At 73.5% G+C, this 23607-nt stretch carries 20 protein-coding genes, 1 pseudogene and 1 riboswitch; of the genes and pseudogenes, 10 read left to right on the top strand and 11 right to left on the bottom strand.

Translation table 11 applies throughout. The features are described 5' to 3' along the window. Positions 1–23: 23 nt before the first annotated feature. From OHB04_RS32985 to OHB04_RS32995, 3 genes are all read left to right on the top strand, one after another. On the top strand, positions 24–1532 hold the full coding sequence (locus OHB04_RS32985) for a carboxyl transferase domain-containing protein (RefSeq protein ID WP_326808885.1): 1509 nt from the start codon (positions 24–26) through the stop codon (positions 1530–1532). Between the two features lie 28 nt (positions 1533–1560). After that, a complete protein-coding gene (locus OHB04_RS32990) occupies positions 1561–2286 on the top strand; it encodes a DsbA family oxidoreductase (protein ID WP_326691295.1) in 726 nt (241 codons plus the stop codon). A gap of 167 nt (positions 2287–2453) precedes the next feature. Beyond that, the gene (locus tag OHB04_RS32995; protein ID WP_326691296.1) at positions 2454–2852 is read left to right on the top strand and encodes a J-domain-containing protein; all 399 of its coding nucleotides are present in this window, start codon (positions 2454–2456) and stop codon (positions 2850–2852) included. A 239-nt stretch (positions 2853–3091) separates the two neighbouring features. Here the strand turns inward: OHB04_RS32995 and OHB04_RS33000 are convergent, their stop codons facing one another. The 11 genes from OHB04_RS33000 to OHB04_RS33050 form a co-directional block, all read right to left on the bottom strand. After that, on the bottom strand, positions 3092–4393 hold the full coding sequence (locus OHB04_RS33000; RefSeq protein WP_326809567.1) for an alpha/beta fold hydrolase: 1302 nt from the start codon (positions 4391–4393) through the stop codon (positions 3092–3094). An 80-nt stretch (positions 4394–4473) separates the two neighbouring features. Next, positions 4474–5538: an Rv2231c family pyridoxal phosphate-dependent protein CobC gene (gene cobC, locus OHB04_RS33005; protein ID WP_326691297.1), complete on the bottom strand. Its 1065-nt coding sequence runs from the start codon at positions 5536–5538 to the stop codon at positions 4474–4476. Continuing rightward, on the bottom strand, positions 5535–6074 hold the full coding sequence (locus tag OHB04_RS33010) for a cobalamin biosynthesis protein (protein WP_326808886.1): 540 nt from the start codon (positions 6072–6074) through the stop codon (positions 5535–5537). The genes cobC and OHB04_RS33010 overlap by 4 nt, the downstream gene beginning before the upstream one ends. Continuing rightward, positions 6071–7423, bottom strand: a complete 1353-nt coding sequence (locus tag OHB04_RS33015; protein ID WP_326691299.1) for a cobyrinate a,c-diamide synthase — start codon at positions 7421–7423, stop codon at positions 6071–6073. The genes OHB04_RS33010 and OHB04_RS33015 overlap by 4 nt, the downstream gene beginning before the upstream one ends. A 7-nt stretch (positions 7424–7430) precedes the next feature. Then, positions 7431–8036: a cob(I)yrinic acid a,c-diamide adenosyltransferase gene (gene cobO / locus OHB04_RS33020; RefSeq protein ID WP_326808887.1), complete on the bottom strand. Its 606-nt coding sequence runs from the start codon at positions 8034–8036 to the stop codon at positions 7431–7433. Beyond that, entirely contained in the window at positions 8036–10141 is a 2106-nt protein-coding gene (locus tag OHB04_RS33025) for a putative cobaltochelatase (protein ID WP_326691301.1), read from the bottom strand. The genes cobO and OHB04_RS33025 overlap by 1 nt, the downstream gene beginning before the upstream one ends. A gap of 85 nt (positions 10142–10226) precedes the next feature. After that, entirely contained in the window at positions 10227–11759 is a 1533-nt protein-coding gene (locus OHB04_RS33030; protein ID WP_326691302.1) for a cobyric acid synthase, read from the bottom strand. Beyond that, positions 11756–12751: a cobalamin biosynthesis protein gene (locus tag OHB04_RS33035; RefSeq protein ID WP_326808888.1), complete on the bottom strand. Its 996-nt coding sequence runs from the start codon at positions 12749–12751 to the stop codon at positions 11756–11758. Before OHB04_RS33035 ends, OHB04_RS33030 begins: the two co-directional genes overlap by 4 nt. A gap of 173 nt (positions 12752–12924) precedes the next feature. Then, positions 12925–13044, bottom strand: a riboswitch (cobalamin riboswitch). Between the two features lie 309 nt (positions 13045–13353). Then, complete coding sequence (locus OHB04_RS33040; protein ID WP_326691304.1) at positions 13354–13572, bottom strand: hypothetical protein; 219 nt, start codon at positions 13570–13572, stop codon at positions 13354–13356. Between the two features lie 17 nt (positions 13573–13589). Then, positions 13590–14894: an inorganic phosphate transporter gene (locus OHB04_RS33045; RefSeq protein WP_326808889.1), complete on the bottom strand. Its 1305-nt coding sequence runs from the start codon at positions 14892–14894 to the stop codon at positions 13590–13592. A gap of 159 nt (positions 14895–15053) precedes the next feature. Then, complete coding sequence (locus OHB04_RS33050; RefSeq protein WP_326691306.1) at positions 15054–15818, bottom strand: lysozyme; 765 nt, start codon at positions 15816–15818, stop codon at positions 15054–15056. A gap of 559 nt (positions 15819–16377) precedes the next feature. Here OHB04_RS33050 and OHB04_RS33055 point away from each other — a divergent pair. The 7 genes and pseudogenes from OHB04_RS33055 to OHB04_RS33085 all read left to right on the top strand — a co-directional run bounded on the left by OHB04_RS33055 (position 16378) and on the right by OHB04_RS33085 (position 23563). Then, entirely contained in the window at positions 16378–17532 is a 1155-nt protein-coding gene (locus OHB04_RS33055; protein ID WP_326808890.1) for an alpha/beta hydrolase, read from the top strand. Positions 17533–17741: 209 nt separating this feature from the next. Beyond that, positions 17742–19040 (top strand): hypothetical protein, encoded by a 1299-nt coding sequence (locus OHB04_RS33060; RefSeq protein ID WP_326808891.1) that lies wholly within the window; start codon positions 17742–17744, stop codon positions 19038–19040. A 91-nt stretch (positions 19041–19131) separates the two neighbouring features. After that, positions 19132–19878 (top strand): annotated as a pseudogene (locus OHB04_RS33065) (MDR family NADP-dependent oxidoreductase); the annotation flags it as partial. 52 nt (positions 19879–19930) lie between these two features. Then, a complete protein-coding gene (locus tag OHB04_RS33070) occupies positions 19931–20317 on the top strand; it encodes a MerR family transcriptional regulator (protein WP_326808892.1) in 387 nt (128 codons plus the stop codon). A gap of 224 nt (positions 20318–20541) precedes the next feature. Next, a complete protein-coding gene (locus tag OHB04_RS33075; protein ID WP_326691310.1) occupies positions 20542–22140 on the top strand; it encodes an ABC-F family ATP-binding cassette domain-containing protein in 1599 nt (532 codons plus the stop codon). A gap of 345 nt (positions 22141–22485) precedes the next feature. Continuing rightward, positions 22486–22707 carry a helix-turn-helix domain-containing protein gene (locus OHB04_RS33080; RefSeq protein ID WP_069811969.1) on the top strand — a complete coding sequence of 74 codons (222 nt, stop codon included), beginning with the start codon at positions 22486–22488 and terminating at the stop codon, positions 22705–22707. Positions 22708–22783: 76 nt separating this feature from the next. Continuing rightward, positions 22784–23563 (top strand): enoyl-CoA hydratase/isomerase family protein, encoded by a 780-nt coding sequence (locus OHB04_RS33085; protein ID WP_326808893.1) that lies wholly within the window; start codon positions 22784–22786, stop codon positions 23561–23563. Positions 23564–23607: the final 44 nt, after the last annotated feature.

Raw genomic sequence — 23607 nt, forward strand, 5'->3', positions numbered from 1 at the left:
GCCGGGTGCCGCAGCCTGGACGTATGAGCCCCAGCGAAACCACGGACCCGGACAGCCACTCGGCGCGCGGCGCACTCGCCCAGGTGGTGCGCGACTTCAGGGAGTTCGCGTCGGCGGAGCCGTTGGCTCCGGCCCTTGAGACTGCTCCGGAGAGAGGGACTCCCGGGGCGGACCAGGCCGACGGGCCGCTCGGCTGGCCCGGCTACGACGAGGCCAGGGCGCGGGCCGCGCTGCGCACCGGCGAGAGCGAGTCCGTCGTGTGCGGCACCGGCATTGCGGGCGGCGCTGCCCCGGAGGGCCGCGCTGCCCCGGGGGGCGGCACAGGTGCGGCGGGCGGTGTGCAAGCGGTGCTGATCTCTTTCGAGTTCGGCTTCCTCGGGGGCTCGCTCGGAGAGCGCACCGGCGACCGGATCGAGGCCGCCCACCTGAAAGCGCGCGAACTGGGCCTGCCCGTCGTCACCCTCGTCGCCACGGGCGGCAGCCGTATGCAGGAGGGGATGCGGGCGCTCAGCCAGCTCCAGCGCGTGGCACGGCAGACCGCGCTGACGCGGCGTGCGGGCCTTCCCCAGCTCGCCGTCGTCCGCGATCCGTCCACCGGCGGCGGCTGGGCCACCCTCGCGGCGGGCGCCGACGTGGTGCTCGGACTCCCCGGTGCCCAGGCCGCGTTCGCGGGCTCCCGGGTGCGGCCCCCGGACGCCGATCCCGCCGCCTACACCGTCGAGGGCCAGTACGCGGCGGGGCACCTCGACCAGATCGTGCCGCCCGCGCGCCTGGGCGGCGCGGTCGCCGAGTGGCTGGCCCTGCTCACGGGCGGCACCCGTTCTCCGGAACCCGCCCCGGTCCCGTACGCGCTGACCGGAAACGGTGGTGACGGCGCGCTCCCGGGGAGCGGCCCGGAGGCGGTCGCACGGGCCCGTTCCTCCGGCAGGCCGCGCGCCGCCGCGTATCTGGACGCCTACTTCGACACCCGCCGGGAGATCAGCGGCGACCGCTGCGGGGGAGCGGACCCGGGCACGCTGTGCGGCTTCGGGCTGCGGGAGGGCCGCGCGGTCGCCTACGTCGCACAGTGCGGGACCGCGACCCTGCCGTCCGGATACCGCGCCGCTTCCCGGCTCATCCGGATGGCGGACCGGCTCGGCCTCCCCGTCCTCACCCTCATCGACACCCCCGGCGCCGCCAACGGGGCCGAGGACGAGCGGGCCGGGGCGGGGCCCGCCATCGCGGAGGTGTTCGCCGCCGTCGCTGAGGCGAGCGTTCCGGTCACCTCGCTGCTCATCGGCGAGGGCGGCTCCGGCGGCGCCCTCGCGCTGGCCGCGCCCGGCAGGCTGTGGGTCACTCCCGACAGCTACTTCTCCGTGATCGCCCCCGAGCCGGCCGCCGCCATCCTCAAGCGCGGCCCCGAACGCGTACCGGAGACCGCCGAGGCCCTGCGGCTGCGCCCCCAGGACGCGGTCGCCCTCGGCGTGGCACGCGGGGTGGCGGAGATCGAGGAGGAGGCGGGGATCAACGACCCCGCGGCGGGCGGGGAATAGCGCCCGTGTACGGACGGTTGGTCCGGTCATGCGTGTAGAGATCTGGTCCGACATCGCCTGCCCCTGGTGCTACATCGGAAAGGCCCGCTTCGAGAAGGGCCTGGCGGCCTTCGCGCACCGCGACGAGGTCGAGGTGGTGCACCGCTCCTTCGAACTGGACCCGAACGCGGGGGAGCCCACCGGGCTGCCCGTCATCCAGCTCCTGGCAGACAAGTACGGGCTCTCGCCCGACGAGGCCGAGGCGGCGGAAGCGCGCGTGGCGCAGACCGCGCGCGGTGAGGGCCTCGGGTACGCGTCCGGGCGCCTGATGAACGGCTCCACCTTCGGCCTGCACCGGCTGCTGCACCACGCCAAGAAGCGCGGCCCCGAGGCGCACACGGCGCTGCTGGAGGCCTTCTACCGGGCCAACTTCGCCGACCTGCTGCCGCTGGGCGACACGGAGACCGTCGTCGCCGTCGCCGCCTCGGCAGGGCTGGAGGAGGCGGAGGTCCGCGGGGTGCTCGCCGACGAGGAGGCGTACGCGGACGACGTACGCGCCGACGAGCGTGAGGCCTCGGCGCTCGGCGCGACGGGCGTGCCCTTCTTCGTGCTGGACCGCCGCTTCGGTGTCTCCGGGGGCCAGCCCGCCGAGGTCTTCACCCAGGCGCTGGAGCAGGCCCACGCGGCGGGTGGCGGCCTCGTCCAGGTCCAGGCATCCGAGAGCGCACCGGTGTGCGAGGACGGCGCCTGCGCGGTCCCGGCCCACCAGCACTGAGGGTCCCGGCCGCCGGTACTGACGGTCCCGGCCGCCGGCACTGAGGATCCCGGCCGCCGGCACTTGAGGGGAGCACCGGGGGGCTTCTGTCCCTGGGCGGGGTGCGCTTGCGAAACTGGGGGGCGAGCGCCCTTGCCGGACCAGGCCACTACCTGAGAGGACGTGCCATGACCGAACGCAAGCCCCCAGGCATCAGCTTCGAGACCTGGGCCGACCGCCAGATCCGGGAGGCCGAGGAGCGCGGCGAGTTCGCGAATCTGCCCGGCGCCGGCAAGCCGCTGCCCAGCATCGACAAGCCCTACACCGAGCAGTGGTGGGTCGAGCGCAAGATGCGCGACGAGAACCTCTCCTACGTGCCGCCCTCCCTCGCGCTCCGCAAGGAGGCGCAGGAGGCCCGCGAGAAGGCCGCCGAGGCGACCTCGGAGGCCCAGGTGCGCGCGATCCTCACCGAGATCAACGCGAAGATCGCCGAGGCCGTCCGGCGGCCCCCGGACGGCCCCCCGCACCGGCTCGTGCCGTTCGACGTGGAGAGCGCGGTCCGGGAGTGGCGCTCGGCCCGCCCCTGAGTGCTCCGTGGGGAGTGCGGTTCGGCGTCTGCGGGTGTGCCGTCTGCGGGTGTTCCCCCAAGCTCTTCGAGCAGGGAGGTACCCCCAGGCTGGTCGGTCCCCCGGGTTCTCGGCTGTGCTCGAACAGGGGGGACCCCCATCGCGGCGGAGCCGCGTATATGACACCGCACCGCGCCCCTTTGGCGCCCAGATGCGGGGCCCGCGCCTCGCGCCCCGCGCTTCACACCTCGCCCCGCGCTTCACACCTCGCCGCGCGCCATCCCCGTCAGCCGCTCCAGGACCTTGCCCTGGCTCACGCGCAGCCCGTCGTGCTCCCACTCGTTGGTCACCCACGTGCGCACCCGGGGCACGGCGCGCGCGGTGGCCAGCGAGTGCTTCCTGTCGACGTACATGTCGTCGTGGTAGACCGCCGCGTACACCGGCACCTCGTTGGCCGCCAGCCGGTCCGTGTCGTACAGGTCCGGCCAGTCCCCGCGCTCCGCCAGCAGCTGCGCCGCCTCACGCAGCGGGAGCAGCGCCGGGTCGGTGTCGAACATCCAGGGGTAGATCATCTCGCCGGTCAGCCCGACCGGCTCCCCGGCCGCCAGCGCCCGGCGCGCGTCGAAGGCGGGGAACTCGCCGCGGACCCGCTCTGCCGCCCAGCGGGTGCCGAGTGAACTCACCGAGCGCTGGGCGTAGACCGGCTCGTGCAGCGCCGCGAACAGGGGGCTGTCCGCCAGTGAGATCCGCGCCCGCACAGCCTCCAGGAACGTGTCGGACAGCTCCGCTCCCGCCACGCCACGGATCCAGGGGTCCTCCAGCAGATAATGCAGGGCATCCGAGCCGCTGCCCTGGCCCAGCAGCATGCCCAGGGTCTGGAACCGCTCGACGGTCAGCGGGCTCCCGTCCGGCAGCCGCACCTCACGGCCGGCCAGATGCTCCACAATCCGGTGCACGGCTTCCACGTCCTGCGGATAGCGGGAGTAATGGGCGGCGTTCTTGGCGGCGACCCTCGGGTAGGCGGCGCGGTAGACGTCTTCGGCGCCGACGCGCAGACCGGGCAGGCCGCCGGTCACGAAGCACTCCTTGAGACCCTCCGGTGCGTGGGAGAGATAGGCGAGCGTGCAGAAGCCGCCGAAACTCTGGCCCAGCGTCGACCACTTCCCCCGCTCACCCAGCAGGCTCCGGCGTGCGGCCTCCGCGTCCCGGACGATCGCGTCGGCGCGGAAGTGGGCCAGGTAGGCGGCCTGCTCCTCCGCGCCGCCGCGCAGCGCGAGGGACTGCCGGTTCACGGGCGTGGAGCGGCCGGTGCCCCGCTGGTCGAGGAGCAGCACCCGGTAGTGGCGCAGCGCGACGCCCAGCCAGGATTCCGGGCCCAGCGGGCGGGGCGAGCCGTGGCCGGGGCCGCCCTGGAGGAACAGCAGCCACGGCAGGTCCTCGTGCTCCTTCCCGGCCGCCACCACCTCGCGCGCGTACACCTCGATCCGCTCGCCGTCCGGACGGCTGTGGTCCAGGGGGACGGAGAAGACGTGGTCGGTCAATACGGTGCCGGGGTGCCTCATCAGGGTGGCGGACACGGGTACCTCCTCGGTGGCGAACGGTAAGCGGGGGCCGGGGGCGGTCGGAACGTGTCAGCGGTCGGTCAGGTTCGCTCAAGGGCCCGGTGGAGCGCGTCGACGAACTGATCGGTCGTCATCCGGTCACGAACGGCCATCCGGAACCACTGCGGGCCAAGGCCGGGGAAGGTGTCCCCGCGCCGCACGGCGAAGCCCAGCTCCCGCAGCCGCTCCCGTGCGGCACCCGCCTCCGGATGCCGCACCAACAGGAAGGGCCCCTCCGGATCGGGGGTGGCCTCCCGCAGCCCGGCTTCACGGAAGGCCGCCAGCCGGGCGCTCAGATACGCGCGGTCGTCGGTGAACCGCTTCGCCGCCGCCTCCGCTTCGGCGAGCGCTTCCGGGGTGCTGCACGCCTCGGCCGCCGTCAGCGCCGGCGTGGAGACCGGCCACAGCGGCTGGTGGTACGCCAGCGCGCGCACAGTGGCGGGGTCGGCCAGCACATAGCCGATGCGCAGCCCGGCCAGCCCCCACGTCTTGGTGAGGCTGCGCAGCACCACCGTCCGCCCCGGCAGCTGGTCCAGAAGCGGTACCAGCGAAGCGTGTTCGCCCGGCACCGCGTCCATGAACGCCTCGTCCACGACCAGCGTGCGCCCCTCCCGGGCGAGCGCCGCCAGGGAGGCGGCCGGATGCAGGACGGAGGTCGGGTTGGTGGGGTTGCCCACCACGATCAGATCCGCTTCATCCGGAACGGCGCCGGACGTCAGCCGGAACCCGTCCTCGGCGCGCAGCAGCACCCGCCCGACCGTGTGCCCGGCGTCCCGCAGCGCGGCCTCGGGCTCGGTGAACTGCGGGTGCACGACCACCGGATGCCGTGCGGAAAGCGCCCGGGCCACCAGAACGAACGCCTCGGCGGCCCCAGCCGTCAACAGCACCCGGTCCTCCGTCAGCCCGTGCCGCCGGGCGACGGCCCCTCGGGCCGAGCCTTCATCCGGATACGCGGCCAGCGTCGCCAACGAGTCGGCCAGCCGCGTCCTGAGCCACGCCGGCGGAGTGCCGGTACGGACGTTGACGGCGAGATCCACCAGCCCTGCTCCCGCTCCCCGGACCTCCACATCCCCGTGGTGCCGCAGATCCGGACCGTGCGCGCTCATGACGTCTCCGTGTGATGCGGGTCCGCTGATGTCTCCGTGCGGCGCGCGTCCGCCGCACGGCGCGCGTCCGGTGCGCCGAGTGCGAGGGCCGCCGTGGCGCGTACGGGAGCGCCGTGCGGCGGGCGGGACTTGGTCTTCGGGGTGAGCAGCATCCGGTCCGCGCCCGCCGCCAGCAGCGCCGCCGCCTCCGCGACCGAGGGCGTGCCCAGGGCCGTGCGGGAGAAGTCCGAGGGGTGGGGCACCTGGACGCGGGCCAGGGCTGTGGCGTCGTAGGCCAGCAGGGGCACCGTCAGCCGTTCGGCCACCGCCAGGAGCCCGGGCTCCTGGGCCCGCGCCGTGACGGTCGCCAGCGCCGTGACGTCCCGCTCCGTCAGCCCGGCGCCCGCCAGCACGTCCCGCACGAGTTCCAGCACCTCCCCGGGCGGCACGCCCTGGCAGGCGCCCACGCCGATGGTGACTCGCCGCCCGGCGGCGCTTGCGCGCCCGCTCACGTCGCCGTCGCTCACGTCGCGCCCGCTCACGTCGCGCCCGCTCACGTCGCGCCCGCCACGAAGCGGCGTACCATCTGCGGCGCGGCGGCCCAGTGGACGTGCAGGTACGAGGCGTGCACGTTGCCCTGGACGAAGCCCTCGGTGCGCCGTTCGGGGCGCACCAGCCCCCAGGCGGGGACCTCGCCGGTGCCCGGCTCCAGCACCGTGCGGTGGAACTCGTGCCCGCGCACCCGAGTGCCCGCTGGTGCCAGCGCGCTGTCCGCGACGGCAACCGCCTCCCGGTACCCCAGCGTCAGCCGCTCCGCCATCCGGCCCGAGGCCGCCAGTACCCCGCACATGGGCCGGCCGTCCAACTCCTGCGCCAGGTACAGCAGCCCGGCGCACTCGGCCGCCACCGGGCCGGTGAAGGTGCCGACCTCCTTGCGCAGGGGCTCGTTCGCCGACAGCTCGGGCGCGTACACCTCGGGGAAGCCCCCGCCGATGACCAGGCCCGACGTACCCGTCGGCAGCGCCTCGTCACGCAGCGGGTCGAAGCCGACGACCTCGGCGCCCGCAGCACGCAGCAGCTCGGCGTGCTCCGCGTACGAGAACGTGAAGGCCGGCCCGCTCGCCAGGGCGATCCGGGGCGCCGCGTTGCCGGAAGGCAGCGCTGAGCCGTCGGTCTCGGCCACCGGGTCCCAGGCGGGTGCCGCCAGCGGCGGCGCCTCGCGGGCCAGGGCCAGCAGCGCGTCCAGGTCGCAGCCCTCGCGCACCCGTTCGGCGAGGGCGGCCACCGACTCGACGGCCTCGGCCCGCCGTTCGGCGACCGGCACCAGACCCAGGTGCCGCGAGGGAGCGCGCACCACCTTCGTACGGCGCAAAGCGCCCAGCACCGGCACGCCGGAGCCCTCCAGCGCCTCCCGCAGCAGCTCCTCGTGCCGGTCGGAGCCCACCTTGTTCAGCACCACGCCCGCCACCCGCACCTCCGGGTCCCAGGAGGCGAAGCCGTGCACCAGCGCGGCCACCGAGCGGGACTGCGAGGAGGCGTCCACGACCAGTACCACGGGCGCCCGCAGCAGCTTGGCGACGTGCGCGGTGGACGCCGTCTCGCCCTGCCCGGCCGCGCCGTCGTACAGGCCCATCACGCCCTCCACGACGGCCAGATCGGCACCGGCGGCACCGTGCCCGAACAGCGGCGCGATCCGCTCGGGGCCGCACAGGTACGCGTCCAGATTGCGGCCCGGACGTCCCGTGGCGAGCGCGTGGTAGCCCGGGTCGATGTAGTCGGGGCCGACCTTGTGCGGGGAGACGTCCAGGCCCCGCGCGGCGAAGGCGGCCATCAGGCCCGTGGCCACCGTCGTCTTGCCGCTCCCGGAGGAGGGCGCGGCGATGACCAGGCGCGGCACGCGGATCACGCGGGCCTCACCACTCGATGCCCCGCTGGCCCTTCTGGCCCGCGTCCATGGGGTGCTTGACCTTGGACATGTCGGTGACCAGATCGGCGGCCTCGATGAGCGCTTCGGGCGCGTTGCGACCGGTGATGACCACATGCTGCTGTCCCGGCCGGTCGTGCAGCACGGAGACGACCTCCGCCACATCGACCCAGCCCCAGTGTATCGGGTAGGCGAACTCGTCCAGCACCAGCAGCCGGTAGGTCTCCGCCGCCAGGTCCCGCTTGACCTGCTCCCAGCCCTCGCGGGCCGCTGCCTCGCTGCTCATCTCGTCCTGGGTACTGCGCTGGATCCACGACCAGCCCTCGCCCATCTTGTGCCAGTCCACGGTGCCGCCCTCGCCCGAGTCACCGAGCACACGCAGCGCCCGCTCCTCGCCGACCTTCCACTTCGCGGACTTGACGAACTGGAACACCCCGATCGGCCAGCCCTGGTTCCAGGCGCGCAGCGCCAGCCCGAAGGCGGCCGTCGACTTTCCCTTGCCGACGCCGGTGTGCACCGCGACCAGCGGCCTGTTGCGGCGCTGACGCGTGGTGAGGCCGTCCTCGGGTACGACGCTCGGCTGTCCCTTCGGCATTACGCGGCCCTCCGTGAGTCCGTGGTGTGGCGTACGAGTTCCGAGACGGTATCGGCGCGCAGCTCCTCCAGTGTGACGGCGGTGCCGCCCAGCTCCCCGGCCAGCTCCCGCGCCAGGCCGAGCCGTACGTGCCCCGCCTCGCAGTCCACGACCACCGAGGCGGTGCCCTCGGCGGCCAGCAGCCGCGCGGCCTGCCGGGCGCGCACCACGGGCTCCGGCCCGCCGGTGGCCCGCCCGTCGGTCACCGTCACCAGCAGCGCGCGGCGCGCCGGATCGCGCATCCGCTCGACCCGCAGCACCTCACGGGCCCGCAGCAGCCCCGCGGCCAGCGGGGTACGCCCGCCGGTCGGCAGTGACTCCAGCCGGGCCGCCGCCGCCTCCACGGACGAGGTCGGCGGCAGCGCGACCTCCGCCTCGCCGCGCCGGAAGGTGACCATGCCGACCTTGTCGCGCCGCTGGTAGGCGTCCAGCAGGAGGGAGAGCACCGCGCCCTTGACGGCGCCCATCCGCTGCCGCGCGGCCATCGAGCCGGAGGCGTCCACGACGAACAGGACGAGGTTGCCCTCCCTGCCCTCCCGGACGGCCTCACGCAGATCGTCCCCGCGCAGCACCAGCCCGCTGCCGGTGCGGCCCCGCGCCCGCTGGTGCGGTGCCGCGGCCTGCACGGTCGCGGCCAGATGCAGCTTGGTCAGCGTCCCGCGCGGACGCCGGGCGCCCGTCGTACGGCCGTGCGCGGTTCGCGCCCGCGACCTGCGCCCCGCCGCGCCCTCGCCCAGCCCGGGGACGGTGAGGGTACGCGTCTTGAACGGCTCGCCGGGTCCGGTCGCGGCCTTCTCCTGAGCCGGTGCGCCCGGAGCGGGCTCCGGCTCCTCGCCGGACTGCTCGGGCGCTGTCTGTCCGGGCGGCGCCTGCTCGGGCACGGACGGCTCCCCGGCGGGCGGATCGGCGGGCGGGTCGGCAGGCCCTTCCGGGAGCCCGCCGCCGTCGGGGCCGCCCTCCGGACCGTCCGGTTCCGGCCCGCCATCCGGTCCGTCCGGTTCCGGGTCCTCATCCGGTCCGTCCGGTTCCGGGCCTTCATCCGGTGCGCTGTTCTCATCGTTCTCCTCCAGCGTCTGGTCGAGCTTGTCCTCGTCCAGACCGGGCGCGTCGAAAGGATTTCGCCGACGCCTGTGCGGCAGCGCGAGCAGCGCCGCCTGGCGTACGTCCTCCGCCTCCACCTCGGTGCGTCCCGCCCAGGCCGCCAGCGCGGTCGCCGTACGCGCCATCACCAGGTCGGCACGCATGCCGTCCACCTCGAACGCGGCGCACGTGGCGGCGATCTGCCGCAGCGCGGCATCCTCCAGCCGCACCTTCGGGAGCAGGGCGCGCGCCGCGGCGATCCGCTCGCGCATCGTCTGCTCCTCGCCCGCCCAGCGCCCCGCGAACTCCTCCGGGCCGTCGTCGTAGGCGAGCCGCCGGCGTATGACCTCCACCCGCTCGTCCGTCTCACGCGAGGCCGCCACCTCGACGGTCAGCCCGAACCTGTCCAGCAACTGCGGGCGCAGCTCGCCCTCTTCGGGGTTCATCGTGCCGACGAGCAAGAAGCGCGCCGCGTGCCGTACGGAGACGCCCTCGCGCTCCACGTACGAGGCGCCCATCGCCGCCGCGTCCAGCAGCAGGTCGACCAAATGGTCGTGGAGCAGGTTGACCTCGTCGACGTACAGCACGCCGCGGTGCGCGTCCGCGAGCAGCCCCGGCTCGAACGCCTTCACGCCCTCCGACAGGGCCCGTTCGATGTCGAGCGCCCCCACGAGCCGGTCCTCCGAGGCGCCGACCGGCAGCTCCACCATCCGCGCCGGCCGCGCCTCGCCCGCATCCGCGCTCTCGTGCGGCCCGTCCGGGCAGCCGGGATCCGGTGCGGCGGGGTCGCAGGAGAAGCGGCAGCCGGGTACGACGTCGACGTGCGGCATCAGCGTCGCCAGCGCGCGCACCGCCGTGGACTTCGCCGTCCCTTTCTCGCCGCGTACGAGGACTCCGCCGACCTGCGGGGAGACCGCGTTGAGGAGCAGGGCGAGCTGGAGGTCCCGCATGCCCACGATGGCGGTGAACGGGTAGGGGGTGCTCACGCGACTGTCCTTTCATTGAGGTGCGGTCGGATCTTGAGTTCCTGTGCGGCCGGTGGGGCCGGTGCGGCCTTGGGGCCCGGCGTCCTCACGGTGCCCCCGGCGGGACGAACGGCAGCCCCACCGGGGCCCCCTCCTCGATGAGCCGCAGCAGCGCGTCCGTGTCCGCGTGCTCCTCGATCAGGTCGCCGAGCCGGTCGAGCTGTTCCTCGCGCAGCGCGGCGAAACAGGTGCCGGGCGCGGGCACGAAGTCGCGGCCCGCGTCCGCCGCGACGCGGCGCAGGAAAGCGCGCCGGAAGCCGTCCGACTCCAGCGAGCCGTGCCAGTGCGTACCCCATACGGCGCCGAAGCGGCAGCCGTCGAGGAAGGGCGTGCCGCCGCTCACCTCGGCCACCCCGTGGTGGATCTCGTAGCCCTCGGCCCGCTCACCCAGCGCCGTGCCCTCCGGGCGGGCCAGCGTCTTCTCCTGGTGGAACCGCACGTGGACGGGCAGCAGCCCGAGCCCCTCGACGGTTCCGGCGCGCGATTCGACCTCGTCCTCGATGCGCTCGCCGAGCAGCTGGTAGCCGCCACAGATGCCCAGCACCGGGCGGCCTTCGGCGGCGCGCCGGGCCAGCGCACCGGCCAGGCCCCGTTCCCGCAGCCAGCCGAGCGCCTTGACGGTGCCCCGCGTGCCGGGCACCACCACCAGGTCCGCGTCGGCCAGTTCTTCGGGACGGTCGCTGAAGCGCACCACGACGCCGGGCTCGGCGGCCAGCGCGTCCACGTCGGTGAAGTTCGACATCAGCGGCACCGGAAGGACCGCGACCCGCAGTACGTCGCCGCCGTGCGGCGGCGCGCTCTCCGCCTCGCGCACGGTCCCGCGCAGCGACAGGCGCAGGCCGTCCTCCTCGTCGATGCCCAGCCCGTGCTGAAAGGGCAGGACTCCGAAGGACGGCCGGCCCGTCAGCTTCCGCAGCATCTCCAGGCCCGGCTCCAGCAGTCGCACGTCGCCCCGGAACTTGTTGACGAGGTAGCCGGCCAGCAGCGCCTGGTCCTCCGGCGCCAGCAGTGCCGTCGTCCCGAACAGGGAGGCGAAGACGCCGCCCCGGTCGATGTCGCCGACGACCAGCACGGGCAGCCGCGCCGCGCGGGCGAGGCCCATGTTCACGATGTCGCTGCGGCGCAGATTGATCTCGGCGGGGCTGCCCGCGCCCTCGCAGATCACCGCGTCGTGTGTCCGGCGCAGCTCCTCCAGGGAAGCGACGACGGGCTCCAGCAGGTTCTCGCGGCGCCCGTACTCCCCGAAGTAGCCCTTGGCGGACATCTCGCCGACGGCTTTGCCCATCAGGACGACCTGGCTGGTGCGGTCACCGCCCGGCTTCAGCAGGACGGGGTTCATCAGCGCGCTGGGCTCGACCCGGGCCGCCGCCGCCTGCATGGCCTGGGCGCGGCCGATCTCCGCGCCGTCGCGGGTGACGAAGGAGTTCAGGGACATGTTCTGTGCCTTGAACGGGGCGACACGCATGCCCTTGCGGGCCAGCCAGCGGCAGATGCCCGCCGTCACCACGCTCTTGCCCGCGTCCGAGGTCGTCCCCGCGATCAGCAGCCCGCCGCCGGTACGTCCGCCCCTGGCGCTCATCGCGTCCTCCTCTCGCGGACGCGGCGTACCGCGGCCCCCGTCAGTGCGGTGGTCGCGAGCGCCAGCAGCCCGACCCGCCGGGAGAGCCGTACGGCACGGCCGATGTCCGCCGCACGGACGGTGCGCCCGGGGGAGTTGAGCACGGGACGGTGTTCGGTACGGCCGCCGTACGAGAGCGTGCCGCCCAGCCGCAGCCCCAGCGCCCCGGCGAACGAGGCTTCCACGGGGCCCGCGTTGGGGCTGGGGTGACGGTGCGCGTCGGTACGCCACGCCCGTACGGCGCCGCGCGGGTCCGGCCCGGCGAGCGCGGCCAGTGCGGCGGTCAGCCGTGCGCCGGGCCAGCCCGCCACGTCGTCCAGGCGGGCCGACGCCCAGCCGAACCTGCGGTGCCGCCGGGAACGGTGGCCGACCATCGCGTCCAGTGTGTTCACCGCGCGGAACCCGGTCAGCCCCGGAACTCCCGCCAGCGCGCCCCACACGAGGGCGCCCACCACCGCGTCCGAGGTGTTCTCCGCGACCGACTCGACCACGGCGCGCGCCACCGCCGCCGCGTCCAGCTCCTGCGGATCGCGCCCGCACAGCGCGGGCAGCAACTCGCGGGCCAGTTCCAGGTCGCCGGACTCCAGCGCGGAGCCCACGGCGCGCGCCTCGCGTGCGAGGCCGGTCCCCCCGAGCGCGGTCCAGGTCGCCAGCGCTGTCACCACGACGGGTGCCGCGCCCCGCAGCCCGGATATCGCCTCTTCGGCGCGCCCGACGCGTCTGGCGCTCCTGCCAACTCCGGCGAGCGCGCCCCCGAAGACCGTGGCACCGCCCGCACACAGCGCGGTGTAGAGCGCGCCCGTGGCTCGGTCGTCCCGCCACATCAGCCGCTCGGCGGCACCGGCGGCCCGGCCGAAGGCGGCCACTGGGTGCCCGCGCCGGGGGTCGCCGAACAGGGCGTCGGCGGCGAACCCGAGGGCAGCGCCCCACACATGGGCGTCGGAAGGCCGCATCGTCAGCGTGCCGTGGCGCCTCGAAGGGACCGGGACCCGGCAGCGGCGGCGCGTGGCCGCCCGCAGGCGTGTGGTGCCGCGCTCGCGGCAGGAACGGAAACGGCGGCTGAGCCACGCATGGTGTTGGTCCTCACTCAGGGTCCGCGCCCTGGCTCGACTCGACCGGCGACGAGAGTCTCCTGGCTTCCCGGATCCGCGCAGACCCCGCCTTCCAGCCCGTGCGGGGCCGTGGCTTTCTGGGTGCGCTCCCCGGTGACAGTGGCGGGACCGCGCCGGATTCGCACCGGCTTCCTCTCCATGCCGCCGTTTGGCACCGGAAGTCCACCACGCGAGTGTGACCCCGTCAACTCGCCCTTGACCTGCGAGGAGGTTGTGTGAGCAGACACACCACGGGCGCGCCGGAGCGTGCCGTCGTACGCGGGTCACGCCCTCCGGCCCGGCCGCGCGTCAGCTCCGACGTGACGCGATCGCCGCCCATGACCCCACGACGGCACAGCGGTCCGGCCGGGGCGCCAGTGGTGACGCCCCGGCCGGACCGCTGCCTCGGATTCTGTGCTGTTGCCCCAGGCAGGTCTGTGCTGTTGCCCCGAGGCGGGGAGGGCCTACGCCGCGATGACGTAGATCCCCAAGGCGACCGCCGCCAGGCACAGCGCGTAGCAGGCGTAGGCGCCGGTACGGGCCAGGGCTGTGGGGCCTCCTCCCGCGGCGTCGCCACGGGAGGAGTGTCCGACGATGCCCAGCGTGAAGACTCCGACGAGTCCGACGGTGGCGATCAGACTGACTCCGAAGACCTGGCCGAGTGCGGCCCAGTCGATGCTCATGTCGTCTTCCTTCCTGCCTAGCCGAGACTCGTCGCCGAGGCGGGACGATTACCGGTCCGCGCTGTTCCGGGCTGCGCCCGTTCCTCGGCCGCCGTGGTGGTGCCCACACCGGCGGGCGGCGGGGGCGGTGCCACCACCTGCATGGCGGTGGTGACCACCCCGGCCGGCTCCGGCTCGGGCTCGGACTCGGACGCCGGCTCTGCCGAGGCCGTCGCCGGGCTGACGTCGTTGACGTTGGTGTGGTCGACCGGCTCGCGGCGCGAGCGGGCCCAGATGGTGCCGCAGATCGCGAGCGTGAGCACCGCGACCAGCGTCACGCCCCAGTCGCCCTGGTCGGCGAGGAAGGCGGCGCCCGCGGCGACCAGCGCCGCGGCGGGCAGTGTCAGCGCCCAGCCGACGACCATCCGGCCCGCCGTCGACCACCGCACGACGCCGCCCTTGCGGCCGATGCCGGAACCCATGACGGCACCGGAGCACACGTGCGTGGTGGAGAGGGAGAAGCCGATGTGCGAGGAGGCCAGAATGGTGGCCGCCGCGCTGGTCTGCGCCGCGAAGCCCTGCGGCGGCGCGATGTCGGTGATGCCCCTGCCCATGGTGCGGATGATGCGCCAGCCGCCGAGGTAGGTGCCCGCCGCGATGGCCAGGCCGGCCGAGCCGATCACCCACACGGGCGGGTCGGAGCCGGGAGCCAGGGCGCCACCGGTGACGAGGGCCAGGGTGATGACACCCATGGTCTTCTGTGCGTCGTTGGTGCCGTGCGCGAGGGAGACGAGTGCGGCGGAGGTGATCTGCCCCGCGCGGTAGCCCTTGGCGGTCTGCCCCTCGTCGGCGTTCCGGGCGACGCGGTAGGTCAGCCGGGTGGCGCACAGGGAGGCGATGCCCGCGACGAGCGGCGCGGCGAGTGCGGGGATGAGCACCTTCATGACGACGACGTCGCCGTTCACGGCGCCCAGGCCGACCGAGGCGACCGTCGCGCCGATCAGCCCGCCCATCAGCGCGTGCGAGGAACTGGAGGGGAGGCCGGCCAGCCAGGTCAGCAGGTTCCAGATGATCGCGCCGACCAGCCCGGCGAAGATCACTTCGGGCCGGATGCCGGATCCTTCATCGATGATTCCGGAGGAAATTGTCTTGGCCACCTCGACGGACAGGAAAGCGCCGACGAGGTTGAGGACCGCCGACATCGCCACCGCGGCCCTAGGAGCCAGTGCCCCCGTGGAGATGGTGGTGGCCATGGCGTTGGCCGTGTCGTGGAAGCCGTTCGTGAAGTCGAACACCAAGGCCGTGACGATCACGATCCCGATGAGAAGCGTGATGTGTTCCATTCACCAGGCACAATCAGTTCGGAGGGCAGTGACATCGTGAACGTAAAGACGGTGGATGAACGGAAGGTGAACTGGGGCGGGCATCGAAGTGTCACCCCCCGATGCCTGTTGTGAGCGTCCGATCTCTCCCCTTCCGAAGCCGTCAGAGAGACCAGTCTCTCAGCCTCGGGCGTACTTTCTGAGCTGGGACATCGTGCCGTTGAAGAGGTCCTGGTCGCCGGGCAGCCGACCCTTGTCGGCGTACTGCCAGACGGTGCGCGTGTGCCATCCTCCGGGCAGCGGTCCGGCCCTGTTGTTCCAGTCGGCCAGCCACAGTGGATGTTTCGCGGCGAAGGCCGGGGTGTTGCCGGTGCAGGTCCGCCACCACCGGGTCGAGGTGTAGAGGGCCGGGTGACGCCCCGTCAGCCGTAGCGTCTCTTTGCTGAAGGAATGAATCCAGTCACGCATTTGGGCGGGGCTGATCCCGTGACAGGTCTTGCCGTAGGCGGCCTCCAGGTCGACGGCGGGCGGCAGCGTCGCGCCGTCGCGGTGCCAGGCGCCGCCGTGGCGTACGAAGTAGGCGGCCTGCTTCCTTCCTGACGACTTGTCGGCGCGCGCGAAGTGGTAGGCGCCGCGCAGGATGCCGGCTGATCTCGCGCCGTCGTACTGCTGCCGGAAGTACGGGCTGCGGTAGGTGGTGCCCTCGGTGGCCTTGACGTAGACGAAGCGTGCGCCGTTCGCGCGTGCACGTGTCCAGTCCACGTCCCCCTGGTGCGAGGAGACGTCGTGACCCCTGGGCCTGCCGGTGGCCTCCGCCGGTCCGGGAGCCTCGGCGAGCGTGGTCCCGGTGAGGGCGAGCGCGGCGGCGGTGAGGGTCAGTGCGCGCAGCCGGCGTACCGCCGGATGGCGGCACGTGCCCAGGCGTTCCACGATAGTTCGGTACATGACAAATCCCCTGCCGACGAGGCCTGATGTACGAGTGCGACAGATTGCCTTTCTCCGGCTGAAGCGCTTAAGGCGGGTTATTCCGTCTAGTCCCGTTACTACGGCTGTAAAGCTCCGTAATACGGCGACTTCGCTGGAGGTATGACATATGCAGAACGCGTCGCGCCGCCCGGTGGACACGGCTGATCATCCGTCAACGGCGCACTCGCGGTGAACGACTCGGAGTGCCCGCCGCGTCCATCACTCCTCGTGCTGGGCTTTATCAACCCATTACTCCTGAAGTAGGGCGTCCGCTCGGTCGTGAAACCCGTGCCGGTCCACGGCGGCGGAGTCCGTTCTCCTCCGGCCCGTCACCCACCGCCACCGCATGGCGCACAGGCGCGTCGGCAGTGGTACGCCCTGTCTCTGCGCGCGCCGCGCGTATGTCAGTGGCGCGCGCCGCCCTCCCGGCCGCCCCGCCTCGGGCGCCGCGCAGGCCGCCTCGGGCCGCCGCGGTACGCGTCACCCGCCCGGGACCGCCCACTGGCCCCCGGATCCGATCCCGTCGACACTGGAGGGGATGCGTCTGCGAACGGTGGCCGTGGCCGCCACCTCCGTGCTCGGTGCCGGCACGGCCGCCCTGGCGGCCGGACGGTACGCCGCCGATGCCGCCCTCCGGCCCCCACACCGCAGGCCGGACGGCACGGGCCCGCCCCCCGCCGGCTTCGAGGGCACCCGGCTGACCGTGCACTCCCACGGCGATGGCAAGGTCGCCGTCACCCGGTCGCTGGCGGCCCACCTGCCCGGGGTCTACGGGCTCACCGGCCGGGGCACCCACGCCGTCGTCGGGCGGGTCCTGGACAGCGAGGCCGAGCAGGCCCACGTCCATGTCGTCGTCCGCGAACTGGACCGCATCAGCCGCGGTCAGCTGACGACGGGCAGCACCGTGCGTCTCACCCCCCAGGTGCACATCGGAGACCCGGGTGAGGCCCTCGGGCTGGACTACGCCGAGGTCGAAATCCCCGGCGAACTCGGCACGCTGCCCGCCTGGTTCCTGCCCGGCGACCGGAACACCTGGGTCATCACGGTGCACGGCCTCGGCGCCACCCGCGAGCACCCCATGGTCGTGTTCCCCTTCTACCGCCGCCAGCGCATGCCCGTGCTCGACATCGCCTACCGGGGCGACCCCGGCGCGCCGGGACCGCTGGACGGCATCAGTCACCTCGGGGACACCGAGTGGCGCGACCTGGACGCCGCCATCCGGTACGCCGTGCGGTACGGCGCCCGCCGCGTCATCCTGCACGGCTGGTCCAGCGGCGCCACGATGGCCCTGCACGCGGCCCTCAACTCCTCGCTGCGCGAGCGTATTTCCGGCCTCGTGCTCGACTCGCCGGTGCTCGACTGGCAGCGCACCCTGCGCGCCCTCGCCGGGACGCGCGGCACTCCCCGCGCCGTGCTGCCGCTCGTCATCCGGGCCGTCCAGGGGCGCACGGGCCTGCCCGAGGGGCAGCTCGCGGCCGTGGCCGACCCCGCACGGCTGCGCGTGCCCACTTTGCTGCTGCACGGTCCCGACGACACCATCGCCCCCTGGGACAGCTCCCGTGCGCTGGCCGACAGCAGGGAGGACCTGATCACCCTGCACCGGGTCACCAAGGCCCCGCACGCCGCGATGTGGAACGTCGACCCCCACGACTACGAGGAAACGGTCCGCCGCTTCATCACCCCCCTCATGTGACCCCCGTCGGGCCGGCCCGCACCCCGCGAAACCCCCGCACACCGGGCACCGTGCCGGGCGAACGCCGCGTGAACGACCGGAAACGGCACCCCAGGTTTGGGTTTCCCCGGCACACCGTGAAGACTGCTCCTGTGACGTCGTCCCGTACACCGCGAGACAACCGGCTCCGCCTCGTCCCTCAGCAGCCTGTCGCCGCAGCCAGGCGCACTGTGAGCACCCGGCGCTCGCGCAGCACGCCCCGGCCCCCGGACGGTGTGCTTCCGCGCGAGCAGCTCGCCCGGCACGCCCGCGCCTCCCTCGCCGACGCCGTCCGCGTCGCCCGCTGGGCCGCCCGTACGGGCCTGCCGCCCCAGGCCGGCCCCGAGGCCGAACGGGCAGCGGCAGCGCTGCGCATGAGTGTGCCGCTGGTGCGCACCCACTGGGACCGGGCCAGGCTCGCCGGGCTGAGCGAGCTGCACGGCGACGGCACGGCGCGCGCCGGCTGGCGGCTGCGGGCCTGGGACCGCGACGACAGCGCCGTACTGCGCGGCTGGGTCGCCCTCTTCGACGCCTGGTCGCTCGCCCACCCCCCGCCACTGCCGCACGAGCAGGGCCTGGTCGCCGAGATCGTCGAGGCGGCCCCGCAGTTCCTCTCCGTGATGCACCTGTCCGGAGGCCCCGTCACCTTCACGCTGCTGCACGACCTGCTCGCCCAGCGCATCGCCGAACTGCGCGCCGAACGCCATCCCGACGCCGGCCAGGCTGTGGGAGTGGCCCTGCCGGGGCTGCTCGACTGGGCACTGGACGGCCTGTCCGCCGTGGGCGCCCTCACCCGCTGCCCCGACGAGGAGACCGGCGTACGCCAGGGCTCGGCCGTGCTGACCCCGCTCGGCAACTGGGCGGTGTGGACGAAGCTGGAGCAGATCTGCGTCGCGGCCCAGAGCCCGGCGGGCAACATCGAGCGCTCCGCCGAGGAGATGCTGCGCGGCTGCGCCCGGATGACGCCGGGCCCCGCCCGCGACGAGTACCGCGCCTGGCTGGCGGCCCGCCCCACCGGCCCCGCCGTCACCGAACTGCTGGAGGCCGCGCGGGGCGAGGACGCGCTCATCCGCGGCCTGGCCTTCGAGGCGCTGCGCGTGGTGGGAGCCCCGGCGGAAGAGGCGGTCAACGAGTCGGCGGGTGAGCCGACCCTGCGCCCCTACGCCCTGCTCTGGCTCGCCGAGCAGGCCGGCACCGACCCCGAGGACCTGGCGGGCGGCGCACCAGGTGTGCTCACCCGCGAGGAGGCCACCTGGCTGTGGGTGGACACCGCCGCAGCCGTCACCGACCACGGCGAGGAACAGCTCCTGGTCGACCACCTGGGCACCGCCGTCCAGGGCTCGGTCCCCAGGCTCCTGGCGGACGTCCGCGCCACCGGCCATCCCCGCACCGTGCAGGTCCTGGTCGCCCTCGCCGCCGCCCACCCCGACCCGGCGCTCGCCAAGGCCGTACGCCGGGCCGCCTTCCAGGTGCACACCGGCGGGGAGTAGCCGGCCCCGGCGGGCTTGCACTTGACGCGCACGGCAGGTTTTAGCGTCCCCGTGAACCAGCCCCCGGGGGACCGTCCCCGGGGCGTCGAAGGTCGGGGACCTCGTCGCGCACGGCTACGGCTGGCGGGAGTACGCGGCCGTGGACCCGGCCGAGGCCGAACTGGTCGCCACCGAGGGCCCCGAGGCGCTGCCCGACCTGGCGGCGCACCTGTCCCAGGGCTTCACGGCCTGGCTCGGCGTCGTGCACGGCGCCGAGGTGCGCCCGGGGGACACCGTGTTCGTCAGCGGCGCGGCGGGCGGAGTCGGCTCGCTCGCCGGGCAGTTCGCCCGGCTGCGTGGCGCTGCCCGGGTGATCGGCAGCACCGGGTCGCCGCACAAGGCCGGGGTCCTCACCGGAGAACTGGGCTACGACGCCGTCGTGCTCCGGGGGAGCGGAACCTCCATCGAGGACCAGCTTCGCGAGGCGGCCCCCGACGGTGTCGACGCGGTCCTCGACAACGTGGGCGGCGAGCAGTTGGCGGCAGCGCTCGCCGTCGCCCGGCACGGGGCCCGCGTCTGCGTCCTGGGCTCGCTCTCGACCCAGGTGAGCGGCGGACTGTCGGCCTCGCTGACTCTCGACTCCTTCAGCCTGCCGGCCAAGGCCCTCACCCTGCGCGGCATCCGGGGCTTCGACCATCTGGACCGGCTCCCGCTGTGGCGGCGGGAGTTCGCCGAAGGGCTGCGCTCGGGAAAGCTGACCGACCCGCACGCCCGGGTGAGCGGAATCCAGGAGGCCCCCCGCGCGTTGTGCGAGCTGCTGGAGGGCCGTCACCTCGGTGCCGTGCTGGTGGAGGTGTGAGCCCGGCGGAGCGATGAGCGGCCCGGGGACGGGCGGAGCGGAGAGGGCAGGCATGCGTATCGGGGACGCCGCCGCGGCGGTGGGGGTCACCCCGCGCGCCCTGCGCTACTACGAGCAGCGCGGGCTGCTCACTCCACAGCGGGCGCCCTCGGGCCACCGCGAGTACGGCTCCGGGGAGCTGAGCCGGCTGCGCGTGGTGCGGGGGCTGCTGGCGGCCGGCTTGACCATCGAGGACGTGGCGGACATCCTCCGGGGCTTCCCGGCCGCCGGGCCCGGACCCGGCTGCGGGGTGGTCCTGGAGGTCGTCCAGCGCCGGCTTGACGACCTCGACGGCCGCATCCGGCGGCTGACGGAGCTGCGGGCCCGGCTGGCCGGACAGTACGAGAACCGCTTCGGGACGATCTTTCCGCCCGGCGGCCGGAATCCGGACGGGGGCTGACCGGAGCGGCCCCGCCGCGGGGCACGGGCCGCCGGAAGCGACGCCGGGAAATCGGGTTGCGCCCCGCCGTTAGACTGAGATGTATGCCGTACCTCCTTGTGCATTAGACGTGCGTGCCCCAGCCCGCTGCCGCCACGCGCCGCGCGGCAGGTCCAGCGGTGCTCTCCGCCTCTTCGCCGCACCTTTCGTACGTACGCCCGTCTTCCCCGCCTTGGAGCCTTTCAGTGATCACCGCCACCGGCCTTGAGCTGCGCATCGGAGCCCGCGTCCTCATCGAGTCCGCAACCTTCCGGGTTGCCAAGGGCGACCGCATCGGGCTCGTGGGCCGCAACGGCGCGGGCAAGACGACCCTCACCAAGTGCCTCGCCGGGGAGGGCACCCCCACGGCGGGCAGCATCGCCCGGTCCGGCGAGGTCGGCTATCTCCCGCAGGACCCGCGCACCGGAGACCTCGACATCCTCGCCCGCGACCGCATCCTGTCCGCGCGTGACCTCGATGTGGTGATCCGCAAGATGCAGGAGAACGAGCAGCGGATCGCCAACGGCCAGGGCGCCACGCGCGAGAAGGCGCTGAAGAAGTACGAGCGCCTGGAGACCGAGTTCCTCACCAAGGGCGGCTACGCCGCCGAGGCGGAGGCCGCGACCATCGCCGCCAGCCTCGGCCTGCCCGACCGCGTGCTCGGCCAGCCGCTGCACACCCTCTCCGGCGGTCAGCGCCGCCGCGTGGAGCTGGCCCGCATCCTCTTCTCCGACGCAGACACGCTCCTGCTGGACGAGCCGACCAACCACCTCGATGCCGACTCGATCGTCTGGCTGCGGGACTTCCTCAAGACCTACCGCGGCGGCCTGATCGTGATCTCCCACGATGCCGACCTCGTGGAGACGGTGGTCAACAAGGTCTTCTACCTGGACGCCAACCGCTCGCACATCGACATCTACAACATGGGCTGGAAGCAGTACCTCACCCAGCGCGAGGACGACGAGAAGCGCCGCAGGCGCGAGCGGGCCAACGCCGAGAAGAAGGCCTCCGCGCTCAACTCCCAGGCCGACAAGATGCGCGCCAAGGCCACCAAGGCCGTCGCGGCCAAGAACATGGCCCGCAGGGCGGAGAAGCTGCTGTCCGGGCTGGAGGGCGAGCGCAGGTCCGACAAGGTCGCCAAGCTGCGCTTCCCCGACCCCGCGCCCTGCGGCAGGACGCCCCTGATGGCGGAGGACCTGTCGAAGTCCTACGGCTCGCTGGAGATCTTCACCGGCGTCGACCTGGCCATCGACAAGGGCTCCCGCGTGGTCATCCTCGGCCTCAACGGCGCGGGCAAGACGACGCTGCTGCGGCTGCTGGCCGGTGTCGAGGAGTCGGACACGGGCAAGGTCGTACCCGGCCACGGGCTGAAGCTGGGCTACTACGCGCAGGAGCACGAGACGCTGGATCCGGAGCGCACCGTCCTGGAGAACATGCGCTCCTCCGCGCCCGACATGGACCTGGTCGCCATCCGCAAGACACTCGGCTCCTTCCTGTTCTCGGGTGACGACGTGGACAAGCCGGCCGGCGTGCTCTCCGGCGGCGAGAAGACCCGTTTGGCCCTGGCCACGCTGGTCGTCTCCTCGGCGAACGTCCTGTTGCTGGACGAGCCCACCAACAACCTCGACCTGGCCAGCCGCGAGGAGATCCTCGGCGCGCTGCACACCTTCACGGGCGCCATCGTCCTGGTCACCCACGACGAGGGCGCGGTCGAGGCACTGGAGCCCGAGCGCATCATCCTGCTCCCCGACGGTGTCGAGGACCTGTGGGGTCAGGGCTACGCCGACCTCGTCGCTCTTGCTTGATCCATCTCTTATGGATCATTCGGCCGACGGTTGATCCTTCATCTGAGTGAGTACGGCTCGTACCCCGGCGCGGCCCGGCGCCGGGCGCACGCGGCTGTGGCATGCGCCTCCCGCATCATGGGGCGCGTGCCTCGCGCGTCGCTGACCTGCCCCTTCCCGCCGGATGTCGTGCGCCGGGAAGGTCGCCGCCCGCTCTGACGCCCGCTGGAAGGGGCTCCTCCGGCCCGTGGCGGGCGCGTATGCGCGTGCACTCTCTCCGTGAAGACCTTGCCGAATGGGTGGCCAGATGTGGGAGGAGGGGTGATCATGAGAGTCACAGAGCGCACTTCCCATGAGGAGGCACGGGTGGCCGAGACTCTGAAGAAGGGCAGCCGGGTGACCGGCTCCGCGCGCGAAAAGCTCGCGGCAGATCTCAAGAAAAAGTACGACTCCGGAGCGAGTATCAGGGCGCTGGCTGAAGAGACGGGCCGCTCCTACGGGTTCGTCCACCGGATGCTCAGTGAGTCCGGCGTGACCCTGCGTGGTCGCGGCGGAGCGACACGGGGCAAGAAGGCGGCCTCCTCCTGAGGAGGCTTCCGAGCGTCCTCCCCGGTGGTTACTCTTCAGTTAATAAAACTGCGGAGTAGCCACCGGAGGAAGCTCGATGACCCTGCTCGACAAGGACGGCGTCCACGTCTCCGCCGACGGCGAGGTGGCCACGGTCACGCTCGCCAACCCGGCCAAGCGCAACGCGCAGTCGCCCGCGATGTGGCGGGCACTGGCCGAGGCGGGACGGGTGCTGCCCGGCGGGATACGGGTCGTTGTACTGCGCGGCCAGGGCAAGTCGTTCTCCGCAGGGCTGGACCGCCAGGCGTTCGAGCCCGAGGGCTTCGAGGGCGAGCAGTCCTTTCTGGACCTCGCGCGCGGCTCCGACGAGGAGCTCGATGCGGCCATCGCCGAATATCAGCAGGCTTTCACCTGGTGGCGGCGGCCCGACCTCATCAGCGTCGCGGCCGTACAGGGTCACGCCATCGGCGCCGGATTCCAGCTCGCGCTCGCCTGTGACCTGCGGGTGTGTGCCGAGGACGCGCAGTTCGCCATGCGGGAGACCAGCCTCGGGCTCGTCCCCGACCTGACCGGCACCCACCCCCTGGTGGGCCTGGTCGGCTACGCGCGTGCGCTGGAGATCTGCGCCACCGGCCGTTTCGTACACGCCGAGGAGGCCGATCGGCTCGGCCTGGCCAACCTCGTCGTCGCCCCCCACGAGCTGGAAGGTGCCGTCACCGATCTGACAGCGGCGCTCCTCGCGTCGCCGCGCGACGCCGTCGTGGAGACCAAGGCGCTGCTGGCGGGCGCCACGGCACGTACCTACGACGAGCAGCGCGCCGCCGAGCGCGCCGCGCAGGCGCGGCGGCTGCGCGACCTGGCTGGACTCGGCGACTAGAGGGCGCCGTTCGGATCGCCGCGCACTCGGCGCGATCCCCAAGA

This window comes from Streptomyces sp. NBC_01775 (assembly GCF_035917675.1).
Lineage (GTDB): Bacteria > Actinomycetota > Actinomycetes > Streptomycetales > Streptomycetaceae > Streptomyces.

Excerpts from the sequence above, each read along its gene's own strand:
- OHB04_RS32985 (WP_326808885.1), top strand. The coding sequence starts at position 24 with ATGAGCCCCAGCGAAACCACGGACCCGGACAGCCACTCGGCGCGCGGC.
- OHB04_RS32990 (WP_326691295.1), top strand. The coding sequence starts at position 1,561 with ATGCGTGTAGAGATCTGGTCCGACATCGCCTGCCCCTGGTGCTACATC.
- OHB04_RS32995 (WP_326691296.1), top strand. The coding sequence starts at position 2,454 with ATGACCGAACGCAAGCCCCCAGGCATCAGCTTCGAGACCTGGGCCGAC.
- OHB04_RS33000 (WP_326809567.1), bottom strand. The coding sequence starts at position 4,393 with ATGAGGCACCCCGGCACCGTATTGACCGACCACGTCTTCTCCGTCCCC.
- cobC (WP_326691297.1), bottom strand. The coding sequence starts at position 5,538 with ATGAGCGCGCACGGTCCGGATCTGCGGCACCACGGGGATGTGGAGGTC.
- cobO (WP_326808887.1), bottom strand. The coding sequence starts at position 8,036 with ATGCCGAAGGGACAGCCGAGCGTCGTACCCGAGGACGGCCTCACCACG.
- OHB04_RS33030 (WP_326691302.1), bottom strand. The coding sequence starts at position 11,759 with ATGAGCGCCAGGGGCGGACGTACCGGCGGCGGGCTGCTGATCGCGGGG.
- OHB04_RS33035 (WP_326808888.1), bottom strand. The coding sequence starts at position 12,751 with ATGCGGCCTTCCGACGCCCATGTGTGGGGCGCTGCCCTCGGGTTCGCC.
- OHB04_RS33040 (WP_326691304.1), bottom strand. The coding sequence starts at position 13,572 with ATGAGCATCGACTGGGCCGCACTCGGCCAGGTCTTCGGAGTCAGTCTG.
- OHB04_RS33045 (WP_326808889.1), bottom strand. The coding sequence starts at position 14,894 with ATGGAACACATCACGCTTCTCATCGGGATCGTGATCGTCACGGCCTTG.
- OHB04_RS33050 (WP_326691306.1), bottom strand. The coding sequence starts at position 15,818 with ATGTACCGAACTATCGTGGAACGCCTGGGCACGTGCCGCCATCCGGCG.
- OHB04_RS33055 (WP_326808890.1), top strand. The coding sequence starts at position 16,378 with ATGCGTCTGCGAACGGTGGCCGTGGCCGCCACCTCCGTGCTCGGTGCC.
- OHB04_RS33070 (WP_326808892.1), top strand. The coding sequence starts at position 19,931 with ATGCGTATCGGGGACGCCGCCGCGGCGGTGGGGGTCACCCCGCGCGCC.
- OHB04_RS33085 (WP_326808893.1), top strand. The coding sequence starts at position 22,784 with ATGACCCTGCTCGACAAGGACGGCGTCCACGTCTCCGCCGACGGCGAG.